Annotated in this window: 14 protein-coding genes; 7 read left to right on the forward strand and 7 right to left on the reverse strand. The window is 67.5% G+C overall.

What is annotated here, in order from left to right:
• The first annotated feature begins 27 nt into the window (after positions 1-27).
• The 4 genes from BCO18175_RS35815 to BCO18175_RS35830 all read left to right on the forward strand — a co-directional run bounded on the left by BCO18175_RS35815 (position 28) and on the right by BCO18175_RS35830 (position 6,561).
• Positions 28-1,248: a pyridoxal-phosphate-dependent aminotransferase family protein gene (locus BCO18175_RS35815; RefSeq protein ID WP_174988010.1), complete on the forward strand. Its 1,221-nt coding sequence runs from the start codon at positions 28-30 to the stop codon at positions 1,246-1,248.
• Positions 1,249-1,395: 147 nt separating this feature from the next.
• The gene (locus BCO18175_RS35820; protein ID WP_174988013.1) at positions 1,396-2,676 is read left to right on the forward strand and encodes an MFS transporter; all 1,281 of its coding nucleotides are present in this window, start codon (positions 1,396-1,398) and stop codon (positions 2,674-2,676) included.
• Between the two features lie 50 nt (positions 2,677-2,726).
• Positions 2,727-3,488 (forward strand): 2-keto-4-pentenoate hydratase, encoded by a 762-nt coding sequence (locus tag BCO18175_RS35825; RefSeq protein WP_174988016.1) that lies wholly within the window; start codon positions 2,727-2,729, stop codon positions 3,486-3,488.
• A 40-nt stretch (positions 3,489-3,528) separates the two neighbouring features.
• Positions 3,529-6,561: an FAD-binding and (Fe-S)-binding domain-containing protein gene (locus BCO18175_RS35830; RefSeq protein WP_174988019.1), complete on the forward strand. Its 3,033-nt coding sequence runs from the start codon at positions 3,529-3,531 to the stop codon at positions 6,559-6,561.
• 48 nt (positions 6,562-6,609) lie between these two features.
• On the opposite strand, the gene BCO18175_RS35835 is transcribed toward BCO18175_RS35830, so the two are convergent.
• The 6 genes from BCO18175_RS35835 to BCO18175_RS35860 all read right to left on the reverse strand — a co-directional run bounded on the left by BCO18175_RS35835 (position 6,610) and on the right by BCO18175_RS35860 (position 12,184).
• Positions 6,610-7,515, reverse strand: coding sequence for a LysR family transcriptional regulator (locus BCO18175_RS35835; protein ID WP_174988022.1), 906 nt, complete (start codon positions 7,513-7,515; stop codon positions 6,610-6,612).
• 76 nt (positions 7,516-7,591) lie between these two features.
• Complete coding sequence (locus BCO18175_RS35840) at positions 7,592-8,836, reverse strand: acyl-CoA dehydrogenase family protein (protein WP_174988025.1); 1,245 nt, start codon at positions 8,834-8,836, stop codon at positions 7,592-7,594.
• A gap of 33 nt (positions 8,837-8,869) precedes the next feature.
• Entirely contained in the window at positions 8,870-9,628 is a 759-nt protein-coding gene (locus BCO18175_RS35845; protein ID WP_174988028.1) for an SDR family NAD(P)-dependent oxidoreductase, read from the reverse strand.
• A gap of 7 nt (positions 9,629-9,635) precedes the next feature.
• Positions 9,636-10,400, reverse strand: a complete 765-nt coding sequence (locus tag BCO18175_RS35850; RefSeq protein ID WP_174983848.1) for an SDR family oxidoreductase — start codon at positions 10,398-10,400, stop codon at positions 9,636-9,638.
• A 58-nt stretch (positions 10,401-10,458) separates the two neighbouring features.
• Positions 10,459-11,490: a phosphotransferase gene (locus BCO18175_RS35855; RefSeq protein WP_174988031.1), complete on the reverse strand. Its 1,032-nt coding sequence runs from the start codon at positions 11,488-11,490 to the stop codon at positions 10,459-10,461.
• A gap of 19 nt (positions 11,491-11,509) precedes the next feature.
• On the reverse strand, positions 11,510-12,184 hold the full coding sequence (locus BCO18175_RS35860; RefSeq protein ID WP_174988034.1) for a histidine phosphatase family protein: 675 nt from the start codon (positions 12,182-12,184) through the stop codon (positions 11,510-11,512).
• Between the two features lie 208 nt (positions 12,185-12,392).
• On the opposite strand from BCO18175_RS35860, the gene BCO18175_RS35865 reads away from it, so the two are divergent.
• The 3 genes from BCO18175_RS35865 to BCO18175_RS35875 all read left to right on the forward strand — a co-directional run bounded on the left by BCO18175_RS35865 (position 12,393) and on the right by BCO18175_RS35875 (position 13,626).
• Positions 12,393-12,548, forward strand: a complete 156-nt coding sequence (locus BCO18175_RS35865; protein ID WP_174914499.1) for a DUF3309 family protein — start codon at positions 12,393-12,395, stop codon at positions 12,546-12,548.
• Between the two features lie 172 nt (positions 12,549-12,720).
• Positions 12,721-13,059, forward strand: coding sequence for a hypothetical protein (locus BCO18175_RS35870; RefSeq protein WP_174988037.1), 339 nt, complete (start codon positions 12,721-12,723; stop codon positions 13,057-13,059).
• Positions 13,060-13,179: 120 nt separating this feature from the next.
• Positions 13,180-13,626: a PaaI family thioesterase gene (locus BCO18175_RS35875; RefSeq protein ID WP_174988040.1), complete on the forward strand. Its 447-nt coding sequence runs from the start codon at positions 13,180-13,182 to the stop codon at positions 13,624-13,626.
• Positions 13,627-13,724: 98 nt separating this feature from the next.
• On the opposite strand, the gene BCO18175_RS35880 is transcribed toward BCO18175_RS35875, so the two are convergent.
• On the reverse strand, positions 13,725-14,141 hold the full coding sequence (locus BCO18175_RS35880; RefSeq protein WP_174988043.1) for a BON domain-containing protein: 417 nt from the start codon (positions 14,139-14,141) through the stop codon (positions 13,725-13,727).
• Positions 14,142-14,150 lie beyond the last annotated feature (9 nt).

Genomic DNA, 14,150 nt, shown 5'->3' on the forward strand with positions numbered 1-14,150 from the left:
AAATGCAACCAAGGAGACAGAACGACCATGCTGCAACTCGACTTCCACCCGTCCGGCCGCCATTTCCTGCAGATTCCGGGGCCGAGCCCGGTGCCCGACCGGATCCTGAGGGCGATGAGCTATCCGACCATCGACCACCGTGGCCCCGAATTCGGCGCGCTCGGCCTCGAGGTGCTGGCCGGCATCAAGAAGATCTTCAAGACCACGCAGCCGGTGATCATCTATCCGGCGTCGGGTACCGGCGCATGGGAAGCCGCGCTGACCAACACGCTGAGCGCCGGCGACACCGTGCTGATGTACGAGACCGGCCACTTCGCGACGCTGTGGAAGAAGATGGCCGAAGCGCTCGGCCTGAAGCCCGAATTCCTCGGGCTGCCGGGCATCGAAGGCTGGCGCCGCGGCGTGCAGCCCGACATGATCGAAGCGCGCCTGCGCGCCGACACCGCGCACGTGATCAAGGCCGTGTGCGTGGTGCACAACGAAACGTCCACCGGCGTCACGTCCGACATCGCGGCCGTGCGTCGTGCAATCGACGCGGCCGGCCACCCGGCGCTGCTGATGGTCGACACGATCTCGGGGCTCGCGTCCGCCGATTACCGCCATGACGAATGGGGGGTCGACGTGACGGTGTCGGGCTCGCAGAAGGGGTTGATGCTGCCGCCGGGCATCAGCTTCAACGCGGTGTCGCCGAAGGCGCTCGCCGCGAGCGAGCACGCGACGCTGCCGCGTGCGTTCTGGGGCTGGCACGAGATCATCGAAGCGAACAGGAACGGCTACTGGCCGTACACGCCAAACACCAACCTGCTGTACGGGCTGGCCGAAGCGCTCGACATGATCCTCGGCGAAGGGCTCGACAACGTGTTCGCGCGCCACCAGCGGCTCGCGGAAGCGACGCGCCGCGCGGTGCGCGCATGGGGCCTCGAAATCCAGTGCGCGGACCCGGCCGTCTACAGCCCCGTGCTGACCGGCGTGATGATGCCCGACGGCGTCGACGCGGACGCCGTGCGCAAGCTGATCTACGAACGCTTCGACATGTCGCTCGGGCAGGCACTCGGCAAGATGCGCGGCAGGATGTTCCGCATCGGCCATCTCGGCGACTGCAACGACCTCACGCTGATGGCCACGCTCGCCGGCTGCGAGATGGGGCTGAAGCTCGCCGGCGTGCCGGTTGCCGCGAGCGGCATCGTCGCGGCGATGGACTATCTGGCAACCAACACGCACACGCCCGCGCTACGCGCGGCGGCCTGACCGCGTGTGCCTGCGGCCCGCCGCAGGCACCCCGCTCGCTCCCTTTTGCGGCCCGCACGACGCGCGGCCGCGCTGCATCGGCACGAAGCCGGCCCCAGAGCCGGCGCGGTTGCAGCGGCAAGCCAGACAACATCAAGGAGACACAACATGAAGCTGTTCCGGGCGACCGGCATCGTGCTGGTGATGCTATGCGTGATGTACTTCATCACGTACCTCGATCGCGTGAACGTGAGCACGGCTGCCGCCGGGTTCGGCCGGGAATTCGGGCTGAACAAGACGGAGATCGGCCTCGTGTTCTCCGCGTTCGCGTATCCGTACCTCGTGTTCCAGATCATCGGCGGCTGGGTCAGCGACCGCTTCGGCGCGCGCCGCACGCTGCTCGCCTGCGGGCTGCTGTGGGCCATCGCGACGCTGCTCACCGGGATGGCCGGCGGCCTCGCGTCGCTGCTCGCCGCGCGCCTCCTGCTTGGGCTCGGCGAAGGCGCGACGTTCCCGGCGGCCACGTCGGCGATGTCGCGCTGGGTGCCGCGCGAGAAGCGCGGCTTCGCACAGGGCATCACGCATGCGTTCTCGCGCGTCGGCAACGCGGTCGCGCCGGCCGCCGTCGTCGCGGTGATGGCCGTGTACGGGTGGCGCGAATCGTTCTACATCTGCGGCGTGATCAGCATCGTGTGGGTCGTGGTGTGGGCACTCGTCTATACCGAACATCCGAAGGATCACCCGCGCATCACGCAGGCCGAACTCGATGCGCTGCCGCCGCCGAAGCAGAAGCAGAAGCCCGCGAACGTGCCGTGGGGCCCGCTGTTCCGCCGGATGATGCCCGTCACGATCGTGTACTTCTGCTACGGCTGGACGCTGTGGCTGTTCCTGAGCTGGATTCCGCAGTACTTCCTGCACAGCTACGACCTCGACCTGAAGAAATCGGCCGTGTTCGCGTCCGCGGTGTTCTTCGCGGGCGTGATCGGCGACACGCTCGGCGGCATCGTCACCGACCGCATCTACGCGCGCACCGGCAGCCTCAAGCGTGCGCGCAGCTGGATGGTGTCGATCTGCATGCTGCTCACGCTGCTGTCGCTGTTGCCGCTGCTCTTCACGCATCAGCTGTACGTGTCGATGGCGTGCCTCGCGGCCGGCTTCTTCTTCGCCGAAATGACGATCGGCCCGATGTGGGCCGTGCCGATGGATATCGCGCCGGAATACTCGGGCACCGCGAGCGGGATGATGAATTCCGGCTCCGCGCTCGCCGCGATCCTGTCGCCGGTGATCTCCGGCTTCGTGATCGACCGCTTCGGCAGCTGGGAGCTGCCGTTCATCGGCAGCATGGTGCTGATGGGCGTGGGCGTGCTGCTCGCGTTCCGCATGCAACCGGACAGCCGCTTCGCCGATGCCCCCGCCGAACAACCGGCCGCCAATCGCTCGCCGGCCTGATGCCAACGGGGCGCTGCCGCCGGCGGCGCCCGCCTCTTTTGACTGCAACGATGACCCAAGCTACCCACGACCTCGCCGTCCGGCTCGCCGCCGGCTGGCAACACGGCATCGCGTTCGCCGCGCTGCCTTCGCAACTCGTCCCCGCCAATGCCGATGCCGCCTATGCGGTGCAGGCGCAAGTGCTCGCCGAGCGCAGCACCGCGATCGGTGCGTGGAAAGTCGGCGCGAAGCAGCCCGACGGCCCGATCCAGGGCGCGCCGCTGCCGGACGACTGCCGCCATGCGAGCGGCGTGACGCTGCCGCGCGGCGCGTTCCGGCCGCTCGGCCTCGAACTGGAGATCGCGTTCCGCTTTGGCCGCGACTTCGCGCCGCGTGCTGACGTGTATACCGACGATGAAGTGTTCGACGGCATCGCGCAGATGGGCGCATCGATCGAGATCGTCGCGAGCCGCTTCCGCGAATGGCCGGACGTCGCCCCCGTCGCGCAGCTCGCCGACCTGCAGAACCACGGCGCGCTCGTGCTCGGCGAGATGACCGGCTATCGCGACGATTTCCCGTTCCTCGCGCCGGCTCCCGCGTTCTCGTTCGACGGGCACGACATCGCCGGCACCGCATCGGGCACGAACCCGGCCGGCGACCCGCGCCGCCTGCTGCCGTGGCTCGTGAATCACGCGTCGCGGCGCGGCATCGCGCTGCCGGCCGGCACCGTCGTCACGACCGGCTCGTACACGGGGATGTTTTTCCCTCAGGCCGCGGGCACGGCCGTCGGCCGCATTCCCGGGTTGCCGCCCGTCAGCGTGACCCTCGCCTGATCCCCGCCCGATCCGCTCTCACCCGATACCGACCGCCGCCATGACATCCGCCGTCTCGCCTTCGCTGGTTCGCCCCGTTCATCTCATGCCGTCGCAAGGTGCCGCGCTGTCGCCGCTGTTCGAGCGGCTGCGCAGGGAAATGCGTGGCGACGTCTACGCCGACCGCGCAAGCCGCGGCCGCTATGCGACCGACGCGTCGATCTACCAGATCATGCCGCTCGGCGTGGTCGTGCCGCGCGACCAGGACGACCTGCGGATCGCGCTCGACATCGCGCGCGACCGCAAGATCCCCGTGCTCGCGCGCGGCGCCGGCACGAGCCAGTGCGGGCAGACGGTCGGCGAGGCGCTCGTCGTCGACAACAGTAAATGGCTGAACCGGATCGTCGAATTCGATGCGCACGCGCGCACCGTCACCGTCGAGCCCGGCATCGTGCTCGATCACCTGAACGCGTGGCTGAAGCCGCACGGGCTGTGGTTTCCGGTCGACGTGTCGACGGCCGCGCAATGCACGATCGGCGGGATGGCCGGCAACAACTCGTGCGGATCGCGCTCGATCGAGTACGGCAACATGGTGCACAACGTGCTCGCGATCGACGCGATCCTCGCCGACGGCAGCGCATGCCGGTTCGGCTCGCTCGCGCAGCCCGTGACCGACCGCCGCACGCTCGACCTGCTGCACGGCGTCGAACGCATCGCGAAGCGCGAGCGCGACGAACTCGTCGAGCGCGTGCCGAAGGTGCTGCGCCGCGTGGCCGGCTACAACCTCGACCTGTTCGACTGCCAGAACCCGCGCGCGTACACCGAAGACGGTCACGCGAATCTCGCCCACCTGCTCGTCGGCTCGGAAGGCACACTCGCATACAGCCGGCAGATCACGCTGAAGCTCGCGCCGCTGCCCGCGCACAAGGCGCTCGGCGTCGTGAACTTCCCGACCTTCTACCAGGCGATGGACACCGCGCAGCACATCGTGAAGCTGAAGCCGGTAGCGGTCGAACTCGTCGATCGCACGATGATCGACCTGTCGATGGAGAACCCGGCGTTCCGCCCGGTGATCGAACAGGCGCTGGCCGGGCAGCCGCAGGCGATCCTGCTCGTCGAGTTCGCGGGCGAATCGCGCGACGCGCAACTCGCGCAGCTCGACCGGCTCGCCGAACTGATGGCCGATCTCGGGCTGCCCGACAGCGTCGTGAAGATGACCGACGCCGGTGCGCAGAAAGCGCTGTGGGACGTGCGCAAGGCCGGGCTGAACATCATGATGAGCATGAAGGGCGACGGCAAGCCGGTGTCGTTCATCGAGGATTGCGCGGTGCCGCTCGAACACCTCGCCGAATACACGCGCCGCCTGACCGACGTGTTCCACAAGCATGAAACCGAAGGCACGTGGTACGCACACGCGAGCGTCGGCACGCTGCACGTGCGGCCGATCCTCGACATGCGGCGCGACGGCGCGACGCGCATGCGCGAGATCGCCGAAGAGGCGGCGGCGCTCGTGCGCGAGTACAAGGGCGCGTATTCGGGCGAGCACGGCGACGGGCTGTGCCGCGGCGAATGGGTCGCGTGGCAGTACGGCCCGCGCCTGAATGCGGCGTTCGCGGAAATCAAGGCGCTGTTCGATCCCGACAACCGCTTCAATCCGGACAAGATCGTCAATCCGCCGAAGATGGATGCGCGCGAGCGTTTCCGTTTCGCGCCCGGCTATGCGGCGCTGCCGCTGCGGCCCGCGCTTGACTGGTCGGCGTGGAACGTCACGCGCAATCCTCTGACCGGCGACGAAACCGCGCCCGGCACCGGTGCCGACATCACGCACGGGCTCGCGTCGGCCGTCGAGATGTGCAACAACAACGGGCACTGCCGCAAGTTCGACGCGGGCACGATGTGCCCGAGCTACCGCGTGACGCGCGACGAGCAGCACGTGACGCGCGGCCGTGCGAACACGCTGCGGCTCGCGGTGACGGGCCAGCTCGGCGCCGATGGCCTCGCCGGCGACGACGTGAAGGCCGCGCTCGACCTGTGCGTGTCGTGCAAGGGGTGCAAGCGCGATTGCCCCACCGGGGTCGATATGGCGCGCTTCAAGATCGAGGCGCGGCACGCGTGGAACCGCAAGCACGGCACGACGCTGCGTGAACGGCTCGTTGCGTACCTGCCGCGTTATGCGCCGTGGGCAGCACGGATGCGTGGTGCAATCGCGTTCGCCAATGGCGTGCCGGTTGTTGCGTCATGGATGAAGCGACGGATCGGCCTCGCGCCGCAGCGTGCACTGCCTGCGTTTGCGCGGCCGTTTCTGGCGAACGTCAGTGCGGATATGTCGGCGTCGTCTAAAACCGACTCGACCACCCGCGAAGTACTGCTCTTCGTCGATACGTTCAGCAACTACCAGGAACCGGACAACGCCCGAGCCGCGCAGGCCGTACTCGAAGCGGCCGGCTATACCGTGCATTTCAACGTGCGCGAAGGCGAGCGGCCACTGTGCTGCGGCCGCACGTTCCTCGCGGCCGGGCTCGTCGACGAAGCGAAGGCCGAGGCGAAACGCACGCTCGATACGTTGCGGCCTTACCTGGAACGCGGCGTCGCGATCGTCGGGCTGGAGCCTTCGTGCCTGCTGTCGATGCGCGACGAATTTCTGGCCTACGGTTATGGCGACGAAGCCGCGCGGCTCGCGAGCCACGCGTTCCTGTTCGAGGAGTTTCTCGTGCGCGAGCAGCAGGCAGGCCGGTTGTCGCTGCCGCTACACGAAATCGATGCGAAGGAAGCACTCGTACACGGCCACTGCCATCAGAAGGCATTCGGCGCGTTCACGCCGGTGCAGACCGTGCTGCGCTGGATTCCGGGGCTGACGGTGTCGCCGGTCGAATCGTCGTGCTGCGGGATGGCCGGCAGCTTCGGCTACGAGGCCGAGCATTACGACGCGTCGCAGGCGATGGCCGAGCTTTCGCTCCTTCCGGCGGTACGGGCGCGGGCCGAAGGCGCGATCGTCGTTGCAGACGGCACGAGTTGCCGGCATCAGATTCAGGACGGCGCGCAAACACAGGCCGTGCATGTGGCGAAGGTGCTGGCGCGGGCGTTGCGGAACTGATGGCGATCTCGACGGACAGCACACGTCACGCTGACACGGCCGCCACCGTCACGCCGCCTCGCCGATCCCGCCCATCAGCATCATCAACTGCTCGCGCAGCCACCGGCTGCCCTGGTCCTGATCGGCGCTGCGATGCCAGTAGCAGAAGTATTCGAGGGCCGGCATCTCGAACGGCAGTTCGAGAATGCGCGCCGGATAGCGCTGCAGCAGCCGCAGCGGCGCCGTCAGTGCGAGATCGCCGCGCATCGCGATCAGCGGCGCGACCATGTAGTGCTGCACGCGCATCTGGATGGTGCGGCGCAGCCCGAGGCGCGTCAGCTCGGCGTCGACGTGTCCGCTGCCCTTGCGGCGGCTCGACACGTGGATGTGCCCCATCGCAAGGTAGTCGTCCATGGTGAGCGTGTCGCCCTTGAACGGGTGATCGTCGCGGATCATGCACGCATAGCGGTCACGCACGAGCAGCGCCTGGTGCAGGTGCGGATCGCCGATCAGCGGCGCGTCGATCGCGATGTCGACGGAGCCGTTCGCGAGCGCGGTCGCGACTTCGCGGCGGTCCATCGTGTAGCTGCGCACGTGCATGCCGGGCGCGTGCGTCTGCAGCAGTTCACCGAGCGCGGGCAGCAGCAGCGCTTCGGTCAGGTCGCTCATGCTCATCCGGAACACGCGCGTCGACGACGCCGGATCGAACACGTCGCCTTCATGCGCGCTCGAATCGAGCAGTTGCATCGCCTCGCGCACGCGGCCGACGATGTTCTCGGCCAGCGGCGTGGGCATCATCCCGGCCGGCGTGCTGACGAACAGCGGATCGTTCAGGGTCTTGCGCAGCCGCGCCAGCGCGTTGCTGACGGCAGGCTGCGTGAGATTCAGCACCTCCGCGGCCCGCGTCAGGTTGCGCTTGGTGTAGATCGCGTCGAATACGACGAACAGGTTCAGGTCAATCTTCGAAAGGCGCATCGCCGGATCTCCTTGCCGGCATCTTACGGCGGGCGCCGCCCGTTCGTCCACGGCCCTGCGCATCCTGGCGCGACGCTCAGCCGCGCGGCGGCGGCGTCAGGTACGGGGCCGTCGAACCCGGCTCGCCGTCCTTGATTTCCATCCGCGCGATCGCCTGCAGGTGCACCTCGTCCGGGCCGTCGGCGAAGCGCAGCGCGCGGCCCCAGGTCCAGAGGTCGGCGAGCGGCGTATCGGGGCTCAACCCCGCCGCGCCGAACACCTGCATCGCGCGGTCGCACACGTCCGTGTAGACGGTCGGCACCAGCGCCTTGATCATCGCGATTTCCTTGCGGGCGGCCTTCGCGCCGACCTTGTCGATCATCCACGCGGCCTTCAGCACCAGCAAACGCGCCTGCTCGATCTCGATGCGCGAGCGCGCGATCCATTCGCCGACCGTGCCGTGCTTGTTCAGCGGCTTGCCGAACGCGACGCGCGATTGCGCGCGGTCGACCATCAGCTCCAGCGCAAGCTCGGCCGCGCCGATCGAACGCATGCAGTGGTGGATGCGGCCCGGCCCGAGGCGGGCCTGCGCGAGCGCGAAGCCGCTGCCTTCCTCGCCGAGCAGGTTGCTCGCCGGCACGCGCACGTTGTCGAACGTGATCTCGCAGTGCCCTTCCGGCGCGTAGTGATTGACCACCGTGATGTTGCGCACGATCGTCACGCCCGGCGTGTCGCGCGGCACGAGGATCATGCTCTGCTGCTGGTGCGACGCGGCCTCGGGATCGGTCTTGCCCATCACGATGAAGATCTTGCAGTTCGGATGCGCGGCGTTCGTGATGAACCACTTGCGGCCGTTGATCACGTACTCGTCACCCACGCGCTCGATGCGCGTCGTGATGTTCGTCGCATCCGACGACGCCACGTCGGGCTCCGTCATCGCGAACGCCGAGCGGATCTCGCCGCGCAGCAACGGCTTCAGCCACTGTTCGCGCTGCTCGGGCGACGCGAACATGTGCAGCAGTTCCATGTTGCCGGTGTCCGGCGCGTTGCAGTTGAACACTTCCGACGCCCAGCCCACCCGCCCCATGATCTCGGCGAGCGGTGCGTATTCGAGGTTCGTCAGGCCCGTGCCGGGCTCGTCGTCCTTCAGGTGCGGCAGGAACAGGTTCCACAGCCCTTCCGCCTTCGCGCGCTCCTTCAGTTCCTCCATGAACGACACGGGATACTGGCCCGCGTGCACTTCCTCGTTCCACTGGCGGATGCGCGGCACGATGTGCGCGTCCATGAATGCGCGCACGCGGCTGCGCAGTTCTTCCACTTTCGGGGTGTAGCCAAAGTCCATGATCAACTCCTCGATTCCGTTCGTCCGGTTCCGTCAGAAGGCCGAGACACCGCCGTCGACGGCGACGGCCTGCCCGGTCAGATAAGTGTTTTCCTTCGCGCACAGCGTCAGCATCGTCGCGACGATTTCCTCGGGCCGGCCGAGCCGCTTCATCGGCGAGCCCTGCGCGAGAAAATCCTGGCGGTCGCCGATATCGCTGTCGGTGACCATCGGCGTCGTGCTGTAGAACGGGCACACCGCATTCACGCGAATGCCGTGGCGCGCGTATTCGATGGCCGCCGTCTTCGTGAGCCCGACCACCGCATGCTTCGACGCCGCGTAGGCCGCCAGCTTCGGCGCGCCGCCGAGCCCGGCCATCGACGCGACGTTCAGGATCACGCCTTCGCGCTGCGCGAGCATCTGGCGGATCTGGTGCTTCATCCCGAAGAACACGCCCTTCGCATTCACCGCGAAGCTCAGGTCGAGATCGGCTTCGTCGGTGTCGATCAGCGCCTTCATCGGCGGTGCGATGCCCGCGTTGTTGATGCCGACGTCGAGCCGGCCGAAACGCTCGGCGGCCGCGTGCACCAGCGATGCCACCTCGGCCTCGACGCGCACGTCGCAGCGCTGCGCGATCACGTCGGCGCCGGCCGCGCGCAGCGGCGCGGCCACGCGCTCGAGCGCTTCGGCGTTCAAGTCGCCGAGCGCGACGCGCGCGCCCATCGCGGCCAGCTCGCTCGCGAGCAACGCGCCGAAGCCGCTCGCGGCGCCGGTGATCATCACGGCCTGTCCGGCGTAGCTGTCGATCTTCATCGCGCGCTCAGATCGTCAGGCCGCCATCGACGACGATGCATTCGCCGTTCGTGTAGCTCGCCGCGTCCGACACGAGATACAGCACGGTGCCGGCCATTTCGCGCGGCTCCGCATGGCGGCGCAGCGGGATCTTCCCCATCCAGGTCTCGTAGATGTCCTTGTCGGCGAACAGCGCGCCCGCGAACTTCGTCTTCGTGAGGCCCGGCAGCAGCGCGTTCACGCGGATGCCGAGCGGCCCGCATTCCTTCGCGAACGCCTTCGTCATGTTGACGACCGCGGCCTTCGTGATCGAGTAGATGCCCTGCCGGTCGCCCGGCTGCAGCGCGTTCACCGACGCCGTGTTGACGATCGCGCCGCCGCCGTGCGCCTTCATCAGCTTGCCGGCCTCGACCGACATGAAGAAGTAGCCGCGGATGTTCACGTCGACCGTCTTCTCGTACGCGGCGAGGTCGGTATCGAGGATGTGCCCGAAATACGGGTTCGCGGCCGCGTTGTTCACGAGGATGTCGAGGCGGCCGTGCTTGCCGCGGATGTGCTCGAACGTCGCGGCGATGTCCTCGAGCCGCCCGACGTGGCAGGCCAGCGCCTCGGCGCGACCGCCTGCCGCGACGATCTCGTCGGCCACGGCCTGGCAATCGTCGAGCTTGCGGCTCGACACGATCACGTGCGCACCCTGCTCCGCGAGCAGTTTCGCGATTTCCTCGCCGATGCCGCGGCTCGCGCCCGTCACCAATGCGATCTTGCCCGTCAGGTCGAACAGATTCGTTGCCATGTTGCTGTGCTCCTCCATTGATGTGTTGTCTTGCCGCTGCCCGGTGAAACCGGCGGCTTCAGCGATGCGCGTCGATCACGCCGACGGCCAGTTCGGCAAGCCGCCCGGCCATCGCGCCGACGCGCAGCGCCTGCTCGCTCGATGCATTGCCCTGCAGCGCGCGCGCCTTCACGCCCTGCGCGATCGACGCGAGCCGGAAGAAACTGAATGCGAGGTAGAAGTGCCAGTCGCGGATCGGCTCGATGCCGCGCAGTTCGCAATAACGCGCGACGATCGCCGCTTCGTCCGGCACGCCGAGTTCGGCGCGATCCTGGCCCGCGAGCCCGCGCACCTGCCCGCCGGACGGCAGCCGCAGGCACATGCAGAGATACGCGAGATCGGCGAGCGGGTTGCCGAGCGTCGACAGTTCCCAGTCGAGCACGGCCTGCACGCTATAGCTGTCACGCGCGAACATCAGGTTGTCGATCCGGAAGTCACCATGCACCAGCGTCGGCCGGCCCGTGTCGGCGGGGCACGCCTTCGGCAGCCAGTCGATCAGCGTCTCCATCGCATCGAGGCGCTCCGTTTCGGCCGCGCGGTACTGCTTCGTCCACACGCCGATCTGGCGCTCGAAGTAGTTGCCGGGGCGCCCGTAGTCGGCGAGGCCCACCGCGTCGACATCGACGTCGTGCAATGCGGCCATCGTCTGCAGCAACGCGTCGTAGCACGCCGCGCGATCGGCCTTCGGCAGTTCCGGCAGCGCGGGATCCCAGAAGATCCGGCCGTCCTCGTAGCTCATCACGTAGAACATGCTGCCGATCACGTCGCGGTCTTCGCAGAGGTGATACGGACGCGCGACCGGCACCGCGGTGCCCGACAGCGCGCTCAGCACGCGGAATTCGCGGTCGACCGCGTGCGCGGACTTCAGCAGTTCGCCCGGCGGCTGGCGGCGCAGCACGTAGCGGCCGCTCTTCGCGTGCAGCAGGAAAGTCGGATTCGACTGGCCGCCGGCAAACTTCTCCAAGTCGACCGGGCCTTCGAAGCCCGGCACGTGCGCTTCCAGATAGCGCGTGAGGCGGGCTGCGTCGAGTTGCTGGGTAGGGTTCGTCATCGTCGCGATCGTTCGTGGGTCAGCCGTAGGTTCGCAGCGCGTGTCGTTCGGGATCCTCCAGATGCGGGATGCCGTTGAACGACGCGAGGTGGAACGCATCGGCGTTGAAGAAAAACTGCGAAAGACTGCTGTTGCGGATCTGCAGGTTCAGCGCGATCGCGCTCGACGGCGGCGCGGCCAGCACCTGCTGCACGGTGACCGCGATCGGGCCGCCGGAGCTCACCGCCAGCACGCGCTGGCCGCCGCCGTGGCGGATGGCCGCGCGGGCATCGGCCACGCGCTGCTGGAAGTGCGCCCAGGTCTCGGGGGCCGAATCGCCGAGCTTGTCTTCCGACCAGAGCTGCAGCACCTGCCGGAGCGCGCGGAAATGCTCTTTCATCGAGCCGGCCGCGAGGCGGGCGATGTCGGGGTAATCGTGCGCGGCGGCCGCGAACAGGCCGTGGAAGTCGTATTCGTTCAGCCCCGGGTGGCGGTCGACCGGCGCGCCTTCGCGGCCCATCCCGCGCAGGATCGCGTCGACCGTCTGCGCGTGGCGGTTCAGCGTGCCGCAGATCACGCGGTCGAATGTGAGCGCTTGCTGCGCGAAGTATTCGCCGAGCCAGACGCTCTGCTGCTCGCCCGCCGCGGACAACCGGTCGTAGTCGTCCGTGCCGAAGGACGCCTGCCCGTGCCGTACCAGAAAAAGTTCAGCCATCGCATGCCCGCCAGATCAGAAGGATTCAGCATAGGGGGCGGGGACGCATTTTTAAACTTTATTTTCTGAATCCGGGGGTATTCATTTCGTGAATTCCACGCCCTCCGGACCTTGCCAATGCGCCGTGCTCGCCGTGACGGCACATGAATTGCTCCAGTCGCCTCCGGCGGGAGAACCGCGATGTCCAATCCGTTACAGGAGGGGTGCGATGCTCGGTACGATCCTTATCATCATTCTGATTCTCATACTCGTCGGTGCATTTCCTGCATGGCCCCACAGCCGCAGCTGGGGCTATTGGCCCTCGAGCACCGTCGGGATGATCGTCATCATCGTCGTCATACTTGTGCTGCTGGATCGCATCTGAGGCCGCAGCGCGCCAGCCGGGCAGGCCGAGTCCCGTATGAAACAATGGCTATCGGCCCTGCCGGCCCTATCAGAACGTGCCTATCCCGGCACCGGGAGGGCCGGCGGTGGATTCACCGGCATGACGAGCACCGCACGTCATCGATCATCATGACCCGCGAGACACGCAACCCATGACCTCCGACAGCGAAACGAAGCTGGACCAGCCGGCAGGTTCGGACTGGTGGTGCACATTCGACGATCCGGCACGCGCGTGCGATACGGATCACGCACGCATCCAGGCGGAACTTGAAATCGAAATCCACCCGGAGCATCCGTTCTACCGGCGCAATCTCAAAGTGATCGCTCACGCACTGGGTTGCGACGACGTGATCTGCACCCACGTCGACGAGCCCGGCCGTTATTCGGTGCTGCATCTCACCTGGGGCGGGCGCCCTGAGATCGGCACCTGTCCCACCATCGATTTCGATGGCAACGGGCACGGGGTCGCGAAGTATTTCGACTATCCATAGCGCGCTCACCGCGCGTCCGGCGTTGTTGCGTTACGCTTCCGGACACGCCCGCAAGCCGTGCGCGAACGGCTTGCGCGCCGACATCCCGGACGAACCTCGGCTCACCCCACTCAAAGCGCCATGACCGAAGCCCTCAACCCGAACTACTTCGAATCCGTCGCCGCCAGTTTCGACAAGCAGCACGCGATGCGCCTGATCCAGGCCAGGATGCCGCTGATCGATATCGGACGCACCGAGATCCACGTGCCGCACTGGCAGGGCATCGAGCAGCAGCACGGTTTCGTCCACGGCGGCGTGGTCGGCATGATCGCCGATTCGGCCGCAGGCTACGCGGCGATGACCACAGTGGCCGCCGATGCGTCGGTGCTGACCGTCGAGTACAAGATCAACCTCGTCGCGCCTGCCGCGGGCGACAAGCTGATCGCCCGCGGCGAGGTGATCCGGCCGGGGCGAACGCTGATCGTGACCAAGGCGGAAGTCTTCGCCGTCGCCGGCGACAAGGAAACGCTGTGCGCGGTCATGCAGCAAACCATCATGGTGATGCACGACAAGCGCGATCGCGCGTGACGGAGCGCCGATCGACAACGAAGCGGCATCTGTGCGCGAACAGCCGCGTCATTCATCCGGCAAATGCCCCGGACGTAGCCGCCCGGGGCACATGCCCGTTACTGCCCGCCTTCCAGGCGCAACTGCAGCCGGCTTTTCACGGACGTGACACCCGGCACCTGGCGGGCCGCATCCACCGCGACCTGATCCTGCGACTGGTCCGTGATCTGCCCGGCCAGCGTCACGTCGCCCGTCTTCGCCTTTGCAAAAACGGTGACCTGCGCGCCGCCGATGCCGGGCGCCTTCGTGATCGCCTGACGGACCTTCTTCGCGAACGCGCGATCAGCCGCGCGATCGGCCTTCTTCGCCGACCGCGCCGCCGCCGACGGGGACAGTGACGCAACGGACGACGCGGCCGGCGACGTGGTGACCCGTTGCGGGCCGGACACATCCGCATTGGGCGCACCGGACTGCGCATGGCCCAGGATCGGCGACAGCGCGACAAAACCTGCAACGACGGCAAGGCGGATCTTCATCGAATTCTC

Origin of the sequence: Burkholderia lata (assembly GCF_902499335.1) — a bacterium.
GTDB classification, from domain to species: domain Bacteria; phylum Pseudomonadota; class Gammaproteobacteria; order Burkholderiales; family Burkholderiaceae; genus Burkholderia; species Burkholderia lata_B.

What these genes read in the sequence shown, in the direction of transcription:
- BCO18175_RS35850 (WP_174983848.1), bottom strand. Translation starts at nt 10,400, where the DNA reads ATGGCAACGAATCTGTTCGACCTGACGGGCAAGATCGCATTGGTGACG.
- BCO18175_RS35815 (WP_174988010.1), top strand. Translation starts at nt 28, where the DNA reads ATGCTGCAACTCGACTTCCACCCGTCCGGCCGCCATTTCCTGCAGATT.
- BCO18175_RS35870 (WP_174988037.1), top strand. Translation starts at nt 12,721, where the DNA reads ATGACCTCCGACAGCGAAACGAAGCTGGACCAGCCGGCAGGTTCGGAC.
- BCO18175_RS35865 (WP_174914499.1), top strand. Translation starts at nt 12,393, where the DNA reads ATGCTCGGTACGATCCTTATCATCATTCTGATTCTCATACTCGTCGGT.
- BCO18175_RS35830 (WP_174988019.1), top strand. Translation starts at nt 3,529, where the DNA reads ATGACATCCGCCGTCTCGCCTTCGCTGGTTCGCCCCGTTCATCTCATG.
- BCO18175_RS35880 (WP_174988043.1), bottom strand. Translation starts at nt 14,141, where the DNA reads ATGAAGATCCGCCTTGCCGTCGTTGCAGGTTTTGTCGCGCTGTCGCCG.
- BCO18175_RS35875 (WP_174988040.1), top strand. Translation starts at nt 13,180, where the DNA reads ATGACCGAAGCCCTCAACCCGAACTACTTCGAATCCGTCGCCGCCAGT.
- BCO18175_RS35845 (WP_174988028.1), bottom strand. Translation starts at nt 9,628, where the DNA reads ATGAAGATCGACAGCTACGCCGGACAGGCCGTGATGATCACCGGCGCC.
- BCO18175_RS35835 (WP_174988022.1), bottom strand. Translation starts at nt 7,515, where the DNA reads ATGCGCCTTTCGAAGATTGACCTGAACCTGTTCGTCGTATTCGACGCG.
- BCO18175_RS35840 (WP_174988025.1), bottom strand. Translation starts at nt 8,836, where the DNA reads ATGGACTTTGGCTACACCCCGAAAGTGGAAGAACTGCGCAGCCGCGTG.
- BCO18175_RS35855 (WP_174988031.1), bottom strand. Translation starts at nt 11,490, where the DNA reads ATGACGAACCCTACCCAGCAACTCGACGCAGCCCGCCTCACGCGCTAT.
- BCO18175_RS35820 (WP_174988013.1), top strand. Translation starts at nt 1,396, where the DNA reads ATGAAGCTGTTCCGGGCGACCGGCATCGTGCTGGTGATGCTATGCGTG.
- BCO18175_RS35860 (WP_174988034.1), bottom strand. Translation starts at nt 12,184, where the DNA reads ATGGCTGAACTTTTTCTGGTACGGCACGGGCAGGCGTCCTTCGGCACG.
- BCO18175_RS35825 (WP_174988016.1), top strand. Translation starts at nt 2,727, where the DNA reads ATGACCCAAGCTACCCACGACCTCGCCGTCCGGCTCGCCGCCGGCTGG.